This is a genomic window from Amycolatopsis bartoniae (assembly GCF_014191255.1).
Classification (GTDB): Bacteria; Actinomycetota; Actinomycetes; order Mycobacteriales; family Pseudonocardiaceae; genus Amycolatopsis_E; species Amycolatopsis_E bartoniae.
In genome coordinates, this window is record NZ_JACHWH010000002.1 from 631,322 (window position 1) to 646,863 (window position 15,542).

14 protein-coding genes are annotated in these 15,542 nt (G+C 72.1%); 6 read left to right on the forward strand and 8 right to left on the reverse strand.

From position 1 onward, the window contains the following. Window positions 1-5 precede the first annotated feature (5 nt). The 4 genes from uraD to FHX82_RS14925 are packed head-to-tail and all read left to right on the forward strand — an operon-like array spanning window position 6 to window position 3,005. Window positions 6-473 (forward strand): 2-oxo-4-hydroxy-4-carboxy-5-ureidoimidazoline decarboxylase, encoded by a 468-nt coding sequence (gene uraD, locus FHX82_RS14910; RefSeq protein ID WP_145938406.1) that lies wholly within the window; start codon window positions 6-8, stop codon window positions 471-473. Then, window positions 470-784: a hydroxyisourate hydrolase gene (uraH, locus tag FHX82_RS14915; RefSeq protein ID WP_145938405.1), complete on the forward strand. Its 315-nt coding sequence runs from the start codon at window positions 470-472 to the stop codon at window positions 782-784. Before uraD ends, uraH begins: the two co-directional genes overlap by 4 nt. A 2-nt stretch (window positions 785-786) precedes the next feature. Beyond that, window positions 787-1,671, forward strand: a complete 885-nt coding sequence (gene pucL / locus FHX82_RS14920) for a factor-independent urate hydroxylase (protein ID WP_145938404.1) — start codon at window positions 787-789, stop codon at window positions 1,669-1,671. Between the two features lie 8 nt (window positions 1,672-1,679). Continuing rightward, window positions 1,680-3,005 (forward strand): nucleobase:cation symporter-2 family protein, encoded by a 1,326-nt coding sequence (locus tag FHX82_RS14925; RefSeq protein ID WP_145938403.1) that lies wholly within the window; start codon window positions 1,680-1,682, stop codon window positions 3,003-3,005. Here FHX82_RS14925 and FHX82_RS14930 read toward each other — a convergent pair. From FHX82_RS14930 to FHX82_RS14955, 6 genes are all read right to left on the reverse strand, one after another. Continuing rightward, window positions 2,978-4,384, reverse strand: a complete 1,407-nt coding sequence (locus FHX82_RS14930; RefSeq protein ID WP_145938402.1) for an NCS2 family permease — start codon at window positions 4,382-4,384, stop codon at window positions 2,978-2,980. The two genes, FHX82_RS14925 and FHX82_RS14930, sit on opposite strands and share 28 nt — an antisense overlap. Window positions 4,385-4,451: 67 nt before the next feature. Next, complete coding sequence (gene pucD, locus FHX82_RS14935) at window positions 4,452-6,713, reverse strand: xanthine dehydrogenase subunit D (RefSeq protein ID WP_145938401.1); 2,262 nt, start codon at window positions 6,711-6,713, stop codon at window positions 4,452-4,454. Next, on the reverse strand, window positions 6,710-8,041 hold the full coding sequence (locus FHX82_RS14940; RefSeq protein ID WP_145938400.1) for an 8-oxoguanine deaminase: 1,332 nt from the start codon (window positions 8,039-8,041) through the stop codon (window positions 6,710-6,712). Before FHX82_RS14940 ends, pucD begins: the two co-directional genes overlap by 4 nt. Continuing rightward, window positions 8,038-8,496 (reverse strand): (2Fe-2S)-binding protein, encoded by a 459-nt coding sequence (locus FHX82_RS14945; protein ID WP_145938399.1) that lies wholly within the window; start codon window positions 8,494-8,496, stop codon window positions 8,038-8,040. Before FHX82_RS14945 ends, FHX82_RS14940 begins: the two co-directional genes overlap by 4 nt. Then, on the reverse strand, window positions 8,487-9,344 hold the full coding sequence (locus tag FHX82_RS14950) for an FAD binding domain-containing protein (protein ID WP_145938398.1): 858 nt from the start codon (window positions 9,342-9,344) through the stop codon (window positions 8,487-8,489). Before FHX82_RS14950 ends, FHX82_RS14945 begins: the two co-directional genes overlap by 10 nt. Window positions 9,345-9,456: 112 nt before the next feature. Then, window positions 9,457-10,047, reverse strand: coding sequence for an SRPBCC family protein (locus FHX82_RS14955; RefSeq protein ID WP_145938397.1), 591 nt, complete (start codon window positions 10,045-10,047; stop codon window positions 9,457-9,459). Window positions 10,048-10,123: 76 nt separating this feature from the next. Between FHX82_RS14955 and FHX82_RS14960 the strand changes: the two genes are divergently transcribed. Together FHX82_RS14960 and FHX82_RS14965 are read left to right on the forward strand one after the other, a co-directional pair. Beyond that, the gene (locus FHX82_RS14960; protein ID WP_145938396.1) at window positions 10,124-11,560 is read left to right on the forward strand and encodes a PucR family transcriptional regulator; all 1,437 of its coding nucleotides are present in this window, start codon (window positions 10,124-10,126) and stop codon (window positions 11,558-11,560) included. Between the two features lie 21 nt (window positions 11,561-11,581). After that, a complete protein-coding gene (locus tag FHX82_RS14965) occupies window positions 11,582-12,709 on the forward strand; it encodes a DUF3592 domain-containing protein (RefSeq protein WP_183176633.1) in 1,128 nt (375 codons plus the stop codon). On the opposite strand, the gene FHX82_RS14970 is transcribed toward FHX82_RS14965, so the two are convergent. After that, window positions 12,688-13,881, reverse strand: coding sequence for a DUF6986 family protein (locus FHX82_RS14970; RefSeq protein WP_145938146.1), 1,194 nt, complete (start codon window positions 13,879-13,881; stop codon window positions 12,688-12,690). The genes FHX82_RS14965 and FHX82_RS14970 overlap by 22 nt on opposite strands. A gap of 1 nt (window position 13,882) precedes the next feature. Beyond that, on the reverse strand, window positions 13,883-15,457 hold the full coding sequence (gene aceB, locus FHX82_RS14975) for a malate synthase A (RefSeq protein ID WP_145938145.1): 1,575 nt from the start codon (window positions 15,455-15,457) through the stop codon (window positions 13,883-13,885). Between the last annotated feature and the right edge of the window lie 85 nt (window positions 15,458-15,542).

Below are 15,542 nucleotides of genomic sequence, written 5' to 3' on the forward strand. Positions count from 1 at the left end.
AAGCCGTGGCTTCCGATCTGGCCGGGTTCAACTCCGCGCCGACCTCCCACCTCCGGCCGGTCCTCACGGCGTGCCTCGACGTGCCGCGCTGGGTCGAAACCGTGCTCGCGGGGCGGCCGTATGCCGACCTCGCCGCGTTGCAGGCCCGCGCCGACCTCACCCTGGAAGCGGACGAGATCCGGCGCGCGATGGCCGCCCATCCCCGGATCGGCGAGCGGGCCACGGGTGCCTCGAAGACCGAGCAGTCCGGTGTGGACAGTGCGACGGCGGAGCGGTTCCGCGCCGCGAACGCCGAGTACGAGGCCCGCTTCGGGCACGTGTTCCTGGTGTGCGCGAGCGGCCGCAGCGGCGAGGAACTACTGGCCGACCTGCGTGAACGCCTCGGCAACGACCCGGCCACCGAACTCGCCGTCGCCGGCCGGGAGCTGGTCAAGATCGCCCAGCTGCGGCTGGAGAAAGCGGTGACCGCATGAGTCTCGTGACCACTCACGTCCTCGACGCCGCCCGAGGCCGTCCGGCGGCAGGAATTCCCGTACGACTGGAGTCTCCGGCCGGGCTCGTCGCCGAGGCCCGGACCGACGAAGACGGCCGCGTCCGCGACCTCGGCCCCGACGAGCTGGCGCCCGGCGTGTACCGGCTGGTCTTCGACACCGGCGACTACCTCGGCCAGGACGGCTTCTTCCCCGAGGTCACCGTGACGTTCCGCATCACCGACGGGCGGGCGCACCACCACGTGCCGATCCTGCTCAGCCCGTACGCCTACTCCACCTACCGAGGGAGCTGATCGTGGCCATCAACCTGGGTCCCAACCAGTACGGCAAGGCCGAAGTCCGCCTGGTGACGGTGGACCGCAGCAGCCCGGTGCACCGGATCAAGGACCTCACCGTGTCCACGTCGCTGCGCGGTGACCTCGCCGCGACGCACCTGCACGGCGACAACACGGGCGTACTGGCCACCGACACGCAGAAGAACACGGTGTACGCGTTCGCCAAGCAGAGCCCGGTCGGCGAGATCGAGGACTTCGCGCTGCGGCTGGGACGGCACTTCGTGCGCGGCAACATCACCGGCGCGCGGATCCTGGTCGAGGAACACGGCTGGGAACGGATCGTCGTCGACGGGAAGCCGCACGAGCACTCGTTCTCCCGCGCGGGCGACGAGAAACGCACCACGGCGGTGACGATCGACGGCGACCGCGCGTGGGTGGTCTCGGGCCTCAAGGACCTCGTGGTGCTCAAGTCGACCGGCTCGGAGTTCCACGGCTTCCCGCGTGACGAGTACACCACGCTGCCCGAGACCGACGACCGCATTCTCGCGACCGCCGTCACCGCCCGCTGGCGTTACCAGGGCACGGACCTCGACTGGAGCAAGAGCTTCGGCGAGATCCGCCGGATCATGCTGGAGAAGTTCGCCACGCTGCACAGCTATTCTCTGCAGCAGACCCTGTACGGGATGGGCGAGGCCGTGCTGCGGGAGCGGCCCGAGGTGGCCGAGATCCGGCTCTCCCTGCCCAACAAGCACCACTTCCTGGTCGACCTCACCCCGTTCGGCCTGACCAACGACAACGAGGTGTTCCACGCGGCGGACCGCCCGTACGGCCTCATCGAAGGTACTGTTCTCCGGGACGACGCCGAAGAAGCCGGACTCGCCTGGTACTCGCTTCCGGCCTTCTGAGGAGCCGCATGACCGCGACCGTGTCCGAAGTGGACGTTCATCCCGTCGACCGCAGGCCGCCGGCCGCGCAACTGGTCGTCGGCGGCGTCCAGCACGTGGCCGCCATGTACGCCGGGGTGGTCGCCCCGCCGCTGATCATCGGCGCCGCCGTCGGGCTGTCGCCTGGCCAGCTCAGCCTCCTGATCAGTGCGAGCCTGTTCACCGCGGGGCTCGCGACGCTGCTGCAGACCCTCGGCGTGTGGCGGTTCGGCGCCCGGCTGCCGCTGGTCAACGGCGTGACGTTCGCCAACGTGGCGCCGGTGCTCGCGATCGTGCAGCAGCACGGGCCGGCGAACGCGCTGGGCATCGTCTACGGCGCCACGCTCGTCGGGGCCGCGCTGATGGTGCTCGCCGCGCCGTTCTTCTCCCGCCTGACGCGGTTCTTCCCGCCACTGGTGACGGGCACGGTGATCACGCTGATCGGCGTCTCGCTGCTACCGGTCGCGATCGGCTGGATCTCCGCGCAGCAGGACAGCGTACAGCCGCGTGGCCTGCTGCTGGCGGGGATCACGCTGGTCGCGGTGCTCGCGTTCAACCGCTTCCTGACGGGGTTCCTGAGCCGGATCGCGTTGCTGCTCGGGCTGGTCGTGGGCACGCTCGTGGCCTGGCCGCTGGGCCAGGTCGACTCGTCGACCCTGCGGGACGCGCCCGCGTTCGGCGTCGCGAGCCCGTTCCACTTCGGCACCCCGGCGTTCGACGTCGCGGCGATCGTGTCGATGGCCATCGTGATGCTGGTGATCATGGCGGAGAGCACGGCGGACATGCTGGCGCTCGGCGAGGTCGTGGGCCGTCCCACGACGCAGCGCACGCTGGCCGACGGCCTGCGGGCGGACGGGCTGGCGACGGCAGTGAGCACGGTCTTCGGCGGGTTCGCGTGCACGGCGTTCGCGCAGAACATCGGGCTGGTGGCGCTGACGCGGATGGTGAGCCGGTACGTGGTCGCGGCCAGCGGGGCGGTGCTGGTGCTGCTCGGGCTGTTCCCCGTGGCGGGCGGGATCGTGGCGCTGGTGCCGCAGCCGGTGCTCGGCGGGGCCGGGCTCGTGTTGTTCGGCAGCGTCGCGGTCAGCGGCATCCGCACGCTCACGAGGGCTTCGTTCGACCGGCCCGCGAACGTCACGATCGCGGCCGCCGCGCTCGGAGTGGGCCTCATCCCGATCGCCGCGCCGCACTTCTACGCGCACTTCCCGTCGGCGGTGCAGACGGTGCTGAACTCGGGAATCAGCGCGGGCTGTGTGATCGCGGTGGTGCTCAACCTCCTGTTCGGCGATCACCGTAAGGCGCCCGAGGCGAAGTAGACCGCGAACACCGCCGCCAGCCCGCCGAGCAGCCAGCCGACCTCGCGGGACCGTCCCTTCGCCACCTTGATCAGCACGTACGCCACCAGCCCGGCGCCGATGCCGTTCGTGATCGAGTACGTGAACGGGATGACCGCCGCGACCAGGAACACCGGGATCGCGACGTCGACGTCCTGCCACGGGATCCGCCGCGCCTGGCCGACCATCAGGCCGCCGATCACGACGAGCGCGGGCGCGGCGGCCTGCGCGGGCACGATCGCCGCGAGCGGGGTCAGGAACAGGGTGAGCGTGAACAGCCCGCCGGTGACCACGCTCGCCAGCCCGGTCCGCGCGCCTTCGCCCACACCCGCGGCGGATTCGAGGAACACCGTGTTCGGCGCCGCCCCGGTCAGGCCGCCCGCCAGCGCGCCGAAGCCGTCGACCAGCAGGATCCGGCCCATGCCCTCGACCCGGCCGTCCCGCACGAGCCCGGCCTCCTCCGACACGCTGGTGATCGTGCCCATCGCGTCGAAGAACCCCGACAGCACCAGCGTGAACAGGAACACGCTCGCCGTCACCGGTCCCGCCGAGGCGAAGCCGCCGAACAGGTCGACGTGCCCGAGCAGGCCGAAATCCGGGGTGGCGACGACGTTTCCCGGCACCTTCGGCTCCACCAGCCCCCAGCCGCCCGGATGCCAGAGCGCGTCGACGGCGATCGCGAGCACGGTCGCCGTGCCGATGCCGATCAGCACCGCGCCGGGCGTGCCGCGGGTGACGAGCACGATCATCAGCAGCAGCCCGATGCAGAACACCGCAACCGGCCAGCCGGCCAGGTGCCCGTCGACGCCCATCCGCACGGGCACGGTCGAGTTCGCGGAGTCCGGCGTTCGCGTCACGAACCCCGCGCTGACCAGGCCGACGAGTGCGAGGTAGAGCCCGATCCCGACCGTGATCGCGGTCTTGAGCGCCGCCGGGATCGCGGCCAGAATCCGCTCGCGCACGCCGGACACGGCCAGCGCCACGATGCACACGCCTTCGAGCACGACGAGCCCGAACGCCTGCGCCCACGTCATCTCCGGCGCGAGCTGGAACGCGACGACGCCGTTGATGCCGAGCCCCGCCGCGAGCGCGAGCGGCGCGCGGCCGAACAGTCCCATGAGGACGGTCGTGACCCCGGCGGCGAGCGCGGTCGCGGTGGTGACTTCGGCGGTGCCGAGCCGCGCGCCGGTGACGTCCGCGGAAGCCCCGAGGATCAGCGGGTTGAGCAGCACGATGTAGCACATGGCGACGAACGTCGTGACCCCGCCGCGCACCTCCCGCCCGACGCTGCTGCCACGACGGGAGATCGCGAAGAAACTGTCGAGTGTGGACGTACCGGTGCGGCTGCGGAGCTGGATCATGCTCGCCTCCTTGCGGGCGCGCTGAACCAGGCCCTCCCCACGGAAGGGCCTGGTTCAGCGGAAACGGCTAGACGATGTGCTCGGGCCGGACGGGAACGCGGTTCAGCGCCTTCCCGGTGGCGGCCCGGATCGCCGCGACGATCGCCGGGGTGGACGAGATCGTCGGGGGTTCGCCCACCCCGCGCAGTCCGTACGGCGCGTGCGGGTCGGCCAGTTCGAGCACGTCGACGGACATCGGCGGCATGTCGAGCACGGTCGGGATCAGGTAGTCGGTGAACGACGGGTTCCGGATCTTCCCGTCACGCGTCTGGATCTCCTCCATCACGGCGAGCCCGAGCCCCTGCGCGGAGCCGCCGTGGATCTGGCCGAGCACCGCCTGCGGGTTGAGCGCCTTGCCGACGTCCTGGGCGCAGTCGAGCGCGACCACCTTGACCAGGCCCAGCTCCACGTCCACGTCCACCACCGCCCGGTGCGCCGCGAAACCGTACTGCACGTGGGCGTTCCCGGCGCCGGTCTCCGGGTCGAGCGTCTCGGTGGGCCGGTGCCGCCACTCCACGGTCTCGTCGATGGTCGTGTCGCCGAGCACGTCCACCAGGTCCGCGAGCACACCGTCCTGAGTGGACACCAGCTTGCCGCCGACCAGACTCAGGTTCGCGGACGGGTGCTCGACCCGCGCGAACAACGCCTGCCGCACGGCCAGGCACGCGGCACGCACCGCGCCTCCGGTGACGTAGGTCTGGCGGGACGCCGAGGTCGAGCCCGCGCTGCCGATCGACGTGTCCATCGGCAGGATCGTCACCTGCTCGACGCCCAGTTCCGTGCGCGCGATCTGCTGGAGCACGGTGACCAGCCCCTGCCCGACCTCGCACGCGGCGGTCTGCACCGTCGCGGCCGCCTCACCGCCCACGACCTCCAGGCGCACCCGGGCGGTGGAGTAGTCGTCGAAGCCCTCGGAGAAGCAGATGTTCTTGAGCCCGACCGCATAACCGACCCCGCGCACGACGCCTTCGCCGTGCGTCGTGTTCGACACCCCGCCGGGCAGGGTCCGCAGGTCCCGCTCCCCCGCGGGCTCGGACGGCAACGGCTTCGCGGCCAGCCGCCGCAGCAGCTCCACCACGGGCGCGGCGGAGTCCACCACCTGCCCCGTGGGCAGCACCGAGCCCTCGTGCATCGCGTTGCGGACGCGCACCTCGACGGGATCCAGGCCGCACGCCTCGGCGAGTTTGTCCATTTGCGACTCGTACGCGAACGCCGCCTGCACCGCGCCGAAACCGCGCATGGCACCGCACGGCGGGTTGTTCGTGTACGTGCCCCAGCAGTCGATCTGCACGTTGTCGACCTCGTACGGGCCGACGCCGAGCGTCGCGGCGTTCCCGACCACGGCGGGCGTCGAGGACGCGTACGCACCGCCGTCGAGGAAGATCCGCGCCTTGACGTAGACGAGCCTGCCGTCGCGGTCGGCGCCGTGCTCGTAGTGCAGCGTCGCCGGATGCCGGTGGACGTGCCCGTAGAACGACTCCTCGCGGTTGTAGACCATCTTGATCGGCTTGCCCGTGTGCAGCGCGAGCAGGCACGCGTGGACCTGCATCGACAGGTCCTCGCGGCCGCCGAACGCGCCGCCGACCCCGGCGAGCGTCAGCCGCACCTTCTCCTCGGGCAGCCCGAGCGCCGCGACGACCTGCCGCTGGTCGACGTGCAGCCACTGGGTGGCCACGTACAGGTCGATCCCGCCGTCCTCGGCCGGCACCGCGAGCCCCGACTCGGGCCCGAGGAACGCCTGGTCCTGCATCCCGACCTCGTACGTCCCGGTGACCACGACCTCGGCCCGCGCGTCCGGGTTCCCGTGCCGGATCGGCACGTAGCGCACGACGTTCCCGCCCGGGTGCAGCTCCGGCGCCTCACCGGAAACCGCTTTCTCGGCGTCGGTGACGGGTTCGAGCACCTCGTAGGAGACCTTGATCCGCTTCATCGCCCGGCGGGCGGTCTCCGGGTGGTCGGCCGCGACGAGCGCGACCGGTTCGCCCTGGTACCGCACGACGTCGACGGCCAGCACGGGCTGGTCGGGGTGGTCGAGGCCGTACCGGTTCACGCCGGGCACGTCCTCGTGCGTCAACACGGCCTGGACTCCCGGCACCGCAAGGGCTTCGGTGAGGTCGATGCCGGTGATCCGCGCGTACGGGTGCGGGCTGCGCAGCGTCGCGCCCCACAGCATGTCCTCGTGCCACAGGTCCGAGGAGTAGGCGAACTCGCCCCGCACCTTGACGATGCCGTCCGGGCGGCGCGGGCTGCTGCCGATCCCGCTCGCGGTGGTCTGTTCGGTGGTCGTCATCGCAACCTCCTGGCGGCCGCGGTCAGTTCCGCGGCCAGCGTGGTCTCGTCGGCGGTGCGCAGGTGCCCGTCGGCCACGACGGTCCGCCCGCCGACCATCAGCAGCTTCACCGGCGGGGTCGCGCCGAGCACCAGCGCCGCGACCGGATCCTCGATGCCCGCGTAGAGCAGGCCGCTGAGGTCCCACACCGCCAGGTCGGCGAGCTTGCCGGGTTCGAGCGAGCCGATCTCCTCCTCGCGCCCGAGGCAGCGCGCGCCGCCGATCGTGCCCAGGCGCAGCGCGTCCCGGACGGTCAGCGCGGTCGGGCCGCCGCGCTGGCGGGCCTGCAGCAACGCCTGGTGCAGCTCCTCGCCGAGCCCGCCCGACTCGTTGGACGCCGCGCCGTCGACGCCGAGCCCGACGGGCGCGCCGGCGTCGAGCAGGTCCCGCACCGGCGCGATGCCGGTGCCGAGGCGTCCGTTGGAGGTCGGGCAGTGCGCCGAACCGGTGCGAGTCGCGCCGAACCGGCGGACCGCGGTCGGCGCGAGGTGCACGGTGTGCGCCAGCCAGACGTCCCCGCCGAGCCAGCCCAGCTTGTCGGCGTACTCGGCCGGGGTGCAGCCGTTCTCCGCCTGGCACTGGGCTTCCTCGTCGAGGGTCTCGGCGAGGTGCGTGTGCAGCCGGACTCCCTTGCGGCGCGCCAGTTCCGCCGCGCCGAGCATCAGCTTTTCGCTCACCGAGAACGGCGAGCACGGTCCGACGGCGACGCGGACGCGCGCGTCCGGCGACCGGTCGTGGTACCGGTCGATGGCCTCCTCCGTGCCGCGCAGGGCTTCCTCGGTGTCCTCGACGAGGTTGTCCGGCGGCAGGCCGCCCTGCGAAACGCCGCGGTCCATCGAGCCCCGCACGAGGTGCGCCCGCACGCCGACCCGGTGCGTCGCCTCGACCAGCGCCTGCACCTGGTCGCCGCCCTCGCGCGGGAAGACGTAGTGGTGGTCGGCGACGGTCGTGCAGCCGGTCAGGGCCAGCCGGGCGAGCCCCGCGCTCGCGGCGGCGTGGGTGATGCGCGCGTCGAGGCGCCCCCACACCGGGTACAGCTCGACGAGCCACTGGAACAGCGTCGAGTCGGCGGCGAGACCGCGAGTGACCCACTGGTACAGGTGGTGGTGGGTGTTCACCAGGCCCGGCGTGACCAGGCAGCCGGTGGCGTCGATCGTCACGTCGCCCTCGGCGGGCCCCTCGCCGACGGCGACGATCCGCTCGTCCTCCACGACGACGTGCCCGCTGCGGTACTCGGTGCCCTCGGCGTCGACGGTCGCGATCGCGGCGCCCCGCAGGACGGTCCTCATCGGCTCGCCGCCAGCCGCACCGCGTCGAGGATCTTCTCGTACCCCGTGCAGCGGCACAGGTTTCCGGCCAGCGCCTCGCGGATCTCCTCGTCGCTCGGGTCCGGTACGCGCTGGATCAGGTCGTGTGCCGCGACGACGAGCCCCGGCGTGCAGAAACCGCACTGCACCGCGCCCGCGTCCACAAAGGACTGCTGCACGGGGTCGAGCTGCTCGCCGTCGGCGAGGCCCTCCACCGTGCGCACCTCACGCCCCTCCGCCTGCCCCGCCGCGACCAGGCACGAGCACACCGGCATCCCGTCCAGGTACACCGTGCACGATCCGCATTCGCCCTGCTCACAGGCGTTCTTCGAGCCCGGCAGGCCGAGCCGCTCGCGCAGGACGTAGAGCAGGCTCTCGCCCTCCCACACGTCGTCGGCCTGTTTGGCCTCGCCGTTGACGGTCACGTTCACGCGCATGCCCGGTTCCCTTCGACAGTCTCCTGCCACGCCCAGCCCAGCGTGCGGCGGGCCAGGACGGACAGGGCGTGCTTGCGGTAGGCGGCAGTGCCGCGGACGTCGTCGATGGGCTGGGCCGCCGCGGCGACGAGCTCGCCGAACCGGCGCTTGAGCGAGTCCGGCAGCAGCCCGCTCTCGGGCAGCTCGGCGGCCAGGAACTCCTCGGCCTCGGGCACCCGGCGCGGAGTCGGGGCGGCGGAACCGATGGCGGCCCGCACCTGCCTGCCCTCGATGGCGACGGCGAACGAGCACACCGCGATGACCATGGCGTTGCGCGTGCCGACCTTGGCGAACTGCTGCGCGCCCGCCCGGACGGGCAGGTGCACGGCGGTGATCAGCTCGTCCTCGGCGAGGGCGTTGCGCTTCACGCCGAGGTAGAACTCCTCGGCGGGGATCAGGCGCGTGCCACGGACGGAGGCGGCCTCGACGCGCGCGCCGGTGACCAGCAGGACGGGGTGCGTGTCCCCGGCGGGCGAGGCGGCGCCCAGGTTGCCGCCGACGGTGCCGCGGTTGCGGATCTGCGGCGAGCCGACCGTCCTGGCGGCCATCGCGAGCCCGGGCAGCTGTGTCCCCAGCTCGGCGATGACCCGGGTGTAGGGCACGGCGGCACCGAGCCGGACTGTCCGGTCCACAGCGGACCAGTTCGCCAGCTCGGAGACGCGGGTCAGGTCCAGCAGTGCGGCCGGGCGGCGGGCGTCGAAGTTGAGCTCGACCATCACGTCGGTGCCGCCGGCGAGCGGCACGGCATCGGGCCGCTCGGCCTTGAGTGCGAGCGCCTCGGCGAGGGTCCGCGGTCGGAGGAAGTCCACCCGACGAGTACACCGCTGTGAGCCCGGCCACGGCAACGGCGCGGAAGTATGAACCGAAGCCCTGGTCAGGGGTGACCGTTCGTACTTTCCTCCAAGGCGGATGACGCGGGTGTTACCGCACCTGGGCGTAGGCCGCCGCGGTGCGCTCCGCCGCGGCGGCCGCCTGCTCCGGGTCCTCGCCCGCCGCCTCGTGCGCGGCCGCCCACGCCTCGCTGCTGGCGACGAAGTACTCCCGTGCCTCGTCGGACTCGGTCCAGCCCGCCGGGTTGCTCAGCCCGGCGACGTGCAGCCCCAGCCCCAGCAGCGTCAGGTCCCAGCCCACGCCCACCGCGCCGGGCCCGAACTGGTCCCACTGCGCCTCGTCGTCGAGCCCCGAGTGCTCCACTTCGAGGAACGTGCCGCCCTTGACTCCCCGCAGCCGCACCTCCACCACCGACGGCGGCGCCTGCCCGTACTCCCAGCTCACCCGCAGCAGCTCCGGGCGGCGGCAGCTCAGGACCTCGCCGCTCGCGTTGCCCTCCAGCTGGTAGCGTCCGCCCAGTTCGAGGTCCCCGCTGACCGGCAGGAACCACTGGCCCAGCCGTTCGGGGTCGGTGAGCGCGCCCCACAGGTCCTCGATCTCCGCCACGAAGCCGCGCCGCAGCACCACCGACCGGTCCCCCACCTTCCGGCTGACGGCGTTGATCTGCTCGGCGACGTCCATCCCCTGCTCCTTCCGCTTCTCCCCACGCTCACTTTCCCCGCCGCCGCGGCGGCGCGCAATCTAGGATCGGCCGGTCATGACCTTGGTGAGGACCCTGCTGGAGATCCCGGAGCTGCGGCTGCGGCTGCGGACGGGCTCCGCGCTGCTCGGGCGGGAGATCAGCCGCATCTACGTCACCGAGCTGCCCGATCCCAGCCGGTACGTGTCCGCGGGCGAGGTGGTGCTCACGGGCCTGCTGTGGTGGCGGCAGCCGGGTGACGCCGAGCCCTTCGTCGCCGCCCTGGCGCGGGCCGGGGTCGCGGCGCTGGCGGCCTCGGGCGCGGACACCGAGGGCATTCCCGACGACGTCGTGCGCGCGTGCGCCCAGCACCGGATCCCGCTGCTCGAAGTGCCGTCGGACCTGTCGTTCGCGGTGGTCACCGAGCGTGTCGTGCTCGCACTCGCCGCCGACCGGGGGCGCGAGCCGAGCGGCGCGCGCAAACGTTTGCTGACCACCGCGGAGGCGTCCCTGCCGGTGCTGCTGCACCAGGGCGCACGGGAGCTGGGCGCGCCGTGCTGGGTGCTGTCGGCCACCGGGCGAGTCGTCGCCGGTACCGCTCCGGACGCGCCGTCGGCCGAGTGGCTCAACCCTGAGCGGGAGCGCACTGTCCACGAGCGGTACACGTTGCTGCCCGTGCGCGGCCGGTTCCGGCTGCCGTGGATCCTCGCGGTGGGCTCGCCCGAGACCGGCGACCTGGCCGACGAGCTGGCGGGGCTGGTCGGCCTCGCCCGTGCCCGCGCCGAGCAGGTCCGCCGGACCGCCGACCGTGCGGCCGAGCCGCTGTTCACCGCGCTCGGCGGCGGTTCCGGTGACCTCGCGGCCGCCTTCGCCGCCACCGGCCGCGCGGAGTCGGTGCGGGTGGTCCTGGTGCGCACGCCGGACGACCTGGCGGCCGAACTGCTGGCGGAGCTCGTCGCGGACCTGTCCGCCTCGACGGGTTTCCTCGGCGAGGACGCGTGCGCCGTGGTGGACGCGGACGAGCGCTGGCCCTCCGACTGGGCCACCATGGCTCGCCACGGATTGTCCATTGTGGATCACCTTGTCGGCCTGCCGCGGGTGTCCGTGGGGATCGGCGGTCCGGCCACTGTGGACGGACTACGTGGCGCGGCGCAGGAGGCCCGGCAGGCGGCGGAGGTCGCATCCCGCCGCCCCGACCCGCTCGGCGTGGTGGCGGGCGAGGACATCGCCGTGCACCGGCTGCTGGTGGCAGGCGCCCCGGACGAGCTGCGCCGCTCGGTGCGGGCCCGCGTGCTCGGCGACCTGCTGGCCTACGACGCGGCGCAGGGCACGGACCTCGTGCGGACCGTGCGGGTGTTCCTGGAGTGCTCCAGCTCCCCGACCGCCGCCGCGAAGGCCCTGCACGTGCACGTCAACACGCTGCGTTACCGCATCGCCCGCGCGTCCGAACTGCTCGGCCTGGACCTCAACGACTTCCCCACGCAGGTGGACGTCTACCTGGCGCTACAGGCGTGAAAACGGTGCTAACTTCGAGCTGTGGATCCGAGTGACGACGGCGACGTACGAAGACACCGGCGCGCCAGGAACCGGTACCTGGGTGCGTGTCTGCTCTGCCTGGGCGCCCTGTGCGTGCTCGTCGGAGGGGTGATCACCGGGGTACTCGATGGCAGCCTCTCGTCGTCCGACAGGGACTTCTTCGCCGGCAGCGTCGTGTTGTTCGTGCTCTTCGCGGTGCCCGCCGTGTTCCTCGGCAGACAGGCCCGCTACTGGCACCGGCAGGCACGCGCGCGGAGCCGGACGGTCGCGACGGCCTGGGCCGCCGGCCGGCCGGTACTGGAGCCGGCGAGGTGGCTGCCCTCCGGTCCCGGGGATCCCACTGCGCTTCCGCAGTCGAAGCGCATCGCACTGGTGGCCCTGCGCAACACCGGGATCACCGGGCTCTTCCTCTTGGTGCTGCTCTTCGGCTGGTTCTCGACCGAACGGGTCACGCGCGACTCGCAGAACCTGCTCGACCACGGAACGAGGGTCACCGCCACGGTGATCGGCGAGTATTCGCAGTCCAAGGGCGACGGGGCGATCTACGTGCTCTACCCGGCGGGCGGCACGCTTCGCACAGCGAAAATCCGGCTCGACGAGCACCCGTTCGAGGTGGGCGACACGGTCACGGTCATCTACGACCCCGCCGACCCCGGCCGGGTCCGTACCGCCGAGGCCGAGAACCTCAGCGACTTCCAGCTGTGGCTTGGCTTCGTGCCGCTACTGGCCGGGCTGACCGGCACCCTAATCGCGGGGGCGGCCACGGTGGGCTGGTTCCGGCGGTACTGCGCGGTGCGGCGCACCGGCTGGCATCCCGCCTCGGTCGTGGTCGACGAGATCGGGCGGATCTTCGTGACCTACGCCGACCGCAGCCACGTCGAGCTGGGCGGAGTGCTGTCGGTCCGGCGGCCGTCCCGCTTCGCGGGCGACGAGCAGCGGCGGGGGTGGGTGGGCGGTGAGGACCGGCCGATGGTGGTGCTGTTCGCCCGTGAGGGCAAGCGCCCGTATGCGGTTCCGGTGCGGGCGGAAGACCGGCTGCGCCCGCCTTCCCGTCCACGCCGCCGCTCCGGCCGCCGGGGGCGCGCCGGCAGACCGGGCGCCGAGCCTCACGCCGCCCGTCGCGCGTAAGCCTCCAGCCGCGGCCGAGGCAGCGGCAGCTCCACCTCGTCCAGCGCTCCGCAGTCGAGGCCGCGGCAGAGGAACGTCGCCAGTGCCTGGGCCGTCGCGGGTTCGTCCAGCACGCCACTGTCCACTTGCGACGCGTAGTCCCGCAGGCGCGCCGCCGCTGCGGGAAAGCCCTCGCGGAAGAACGCGTACGTCGCGGCGAAGCGGGTCGGCAGCTGGTGCGGGTGCAGGTCCCAGCCCTGGTAGAAACCGCGCTCCAGTGACCGCCGCACGAGGCGGAGGTGCTCGCGCCAGCCCTCGATCACCGACTCCCCCACCGGCAGCCGGTTGGTGGAGCCGTCCGAGAGGCGCACCCCCGTTCCCGCGGCGCTGACCTGCATGAACGCCTTCGCGAAGTCCGCCGCGGGGTGCTCCATGCTCTGGTACGCCGCCGCGATGCCCAGCCCCGCGCTGTAGTCGTACGTGCCGTAGTGCAGCCCGCTGCACCGTCCGTCGGCGGCCTGGATGATCCGCGGTACGGCCACCGCGCCGGAAGCATCCACAATGGACTGCGAGGTCTCGATCTGTACCTCGAACCGCAGCGAACGCTCGGCCAGCCCGTACGCCTTCTCCAGCGCGCCGAGGACCTCCGCCGCCACCGCGACCTGCTCGACCGCCGTCACCTTCGGCAGCGTCACCACGAACCCCGGCGGCAGGTCACCGCCGTCCAGCAGGGCACCGAGGAACAGGTCCAGCGTGCGGATCCCCCGCCGCCGGGTCGCCCGCTCGAAGCTCTTGAACCGGATACCGACAAAGGGGGGTGCCTCACCAGCAGCGAGAACACGCCCGCACGACACAGCCGCCGCGTCCTCGGCCTCGTCACCGGGGTTGCCGTAGCCGTCCTCGAAGTCGATCCGCAGGTCCTCGATCGGCTCCGCCGCGAGCTTGCGCTCCACCCGCGACCCGATTTCCGGGGCCAAGCCCAGCTCGGGGCCGCGTTCGGCGAAGATCGCCCGCGCCCGCGCGCCCCAGTCGTCCAGCAGGCCGGGCCCGTACCGGTGCGCCGGCACGTACACCGTGTGCACCGGCTGACGGCCGGCCGGCTCCCCCGGGTACAGCGCCGCGACGCGAGCGTCCACTTCGGACAACCGCGCGTCCGCCGCCGCGTACACCCCGTCGGGGAGCCGGCCCGCCACGTCAGGAAATCCGCTCGTAGGCCGACAGCGTCAGGAAGTCGACGTACTGCTCCGCGAGCGCGACCTCCTCGAACAGCTCCACCGCCGGGGTGAGCAGCTCGGCGGGCACCTGGCCGTCCAGCTCCTTGCGCACGTCGTCGAGCACCCCGCGCACCAGCTCGCGCGTGACCTTCTCGCCGTTGTCGAGCGTGATGCCGTTCTGCACCCACTGCCACACCTGCGAGCGGGAGATCTCGGCGGTCGCGGCGTCCTCCATCAGGTTGTGGATGCCCGCCGCGCCGTTGCCGCCCAGCCACGAGGCGATGTAGCGCACCCCCACGTCGACCGCGCCGCGCAGCCCGGCCTCGGTGGCCGAGCCCTCGGTGGCGGCGACGTTCAACAGGTCGTCGGCCGTGACGTGCACGTCCTCGCGCTTGCGGTCGAGCTGGTTCGGCTTGTCGCCGAGGACCTTGTCGAACTCCTCGCGGCACAGGTCGACCATGCCCGGGTGCGCGACCCACGAACCGTCGAAGCCGTCGTTGGCCTCGCGGGCCTTGTCGGCGTGGACCTTCTTGGAGGCGTTCTCGTTGACCTCCGGGTCCTTGCTCGGGATGAACGCGGCCATGCCGCCGATCGCGAACGCACCGCGCTTGTGGCACGTGCGCACCAGCAGCTCGGTGTAGGCGCGCATGAACGGCGCGGTCATGGTGACGCTGTTGCGGTCCGGCAGCACGAACTTCTCGCCCGCGTCACGGAAGTACTTGATGATGCTGAACAGGTAGTCCCAGCGGCCGGCGTTGAGACCCGAGGCGTGCTCACGCAGCTCGTAGAGGATCTCCTCCATCTCGAACGCGGCCGGAATGGTCTCGATCAGCACGGTGGCGCGGATGGTGCCGTGCTCGATGCCCAGCTCCTTCTCCGCGTAGGTGAACACGTCGTTCCACAGCCTCGCTTCGAGGTGGCTCTCCATCTTCGGCAGGTAGAAGTACGGGCCCTTGTCGTTCGCCAGCAGCGCGCGCACGTTGTGGAAGAAGTAGAGCCCGAAGTCGACCAGCGCGCCGACGCCCTTGCGGCCGCCGAAGGTCAGGTTCCGCTCGTCGAGGTGCCACCCGCGCGGGCGAACCACGATGGTGGCCAGCGGAGCGTCCTTCCTCAGCTCGTAGTGCTTGCCATTGCTGTCGAGCGTGATGTCGCCCCGGATCGCGTCACGCAGGTTGACCTGGCCACCGATGACGTTGCGCCAGTGCGGGGTGTTGGCGTCCTCGAAGTCGGCCAGCCACACCTTCGCACCGGAGTTCAGCGCGTTGATGGTCATCTTGCGGTCGGTGGGGCCGGTGATCTCCACGCGCCGGTCCTGCAGCGCGGGCGGCGCGACGGCGACCTGCCAGTCGCCCTCGCGGATCTCCTTGGTCTCCGGCAGGAAGTCCAGCCGTCCGGTCCGCTTCGCCTCCTCGCGGCGCTGCACGCGGGCGGCGAGCAGCTCGTCGCGCCGGGCGGCGAAGTTGTCGTGCAAGCCGGCCAGGAACTCCAGCGCCTCCGGCGTCAGGATCTCGTCGCCTCGCTCGACGGACCCGCCGAGCACCTGGGCTTCAGACATGCGGCAACACTCCAAAAGACAGACGTACGGTTTCTACATCTCGGACTATAGTTTCTGCATAGCGGAAGCTCAACGTGAGGAGAGC

Excerpts from the sequence above, each read along its gene's own strand:
- uraH (WP_145938405.1), top strand. The coding sequence starts at position 470 with ATGAGTCTCGTGACCACTCACGTCCTCGACGCCGCCCGAGGCCGTCCG.
- FHX82_RS14925 (WP_145938403.1), top strand. The coding sequence starts at position 1,680 with ATGACCGCGACCGTGTCCGAAGTGGACGTTCATCCCGTCGACCGCAGG.
- FHX82_RS14930 (WP_145938402.1), bottom strand. The coding sequence starts at position 4,384 with ATGATCCAGCTCCGCAGCCGCACCGGTACGTCCACACTCGACAGTTTC.
- pucD (WP_145938401.1), bottom strand. The coding sequence starts at position 6,713 with ATGACGACCACCGAACAGACCACCGCGAGCGGGATCGGCAGCAGCCCG.
- FHX82_RS14940 (WP_145938400.1), bottom strand. The coding sequence starts at position 8,041 with ATGAGGACCGTCCTGCGGGGCGCCGCGATCGCGACCGTCGACGCCGAG.
- FHX82_RS14945 (WP_145938399.1), bottom strand. The coding sequence starts at position 8,496 with ATGCGCGTGAACGTGACCGTCAACGGCGAGGCCAAACAGGCCGACGAC.
- FHX82_RS14955 (WP_145938397.1), bottom strand. The coding sequence starts at position 10,047 with ATGGACGTCGCCGAGCAGATCAACGCCGTCAGCCGGAAGGTGGGGGAC.
- FHX82_RS14960 (WP_145938396.1), top strand. The coding sequence starts at position 10,124 with ATGACCTTGGTGAGGACCCTGCTGGAGATCCCGGAGCTGCGGCTGCGG.
- aceB (WP_145938145.1), bottom strand. The coding sequence starts at position 15,457 with ATGTCTGAAGCCCAGGTGCTCGGCGGGTCCGTCGAGCGAGGCGACGAG.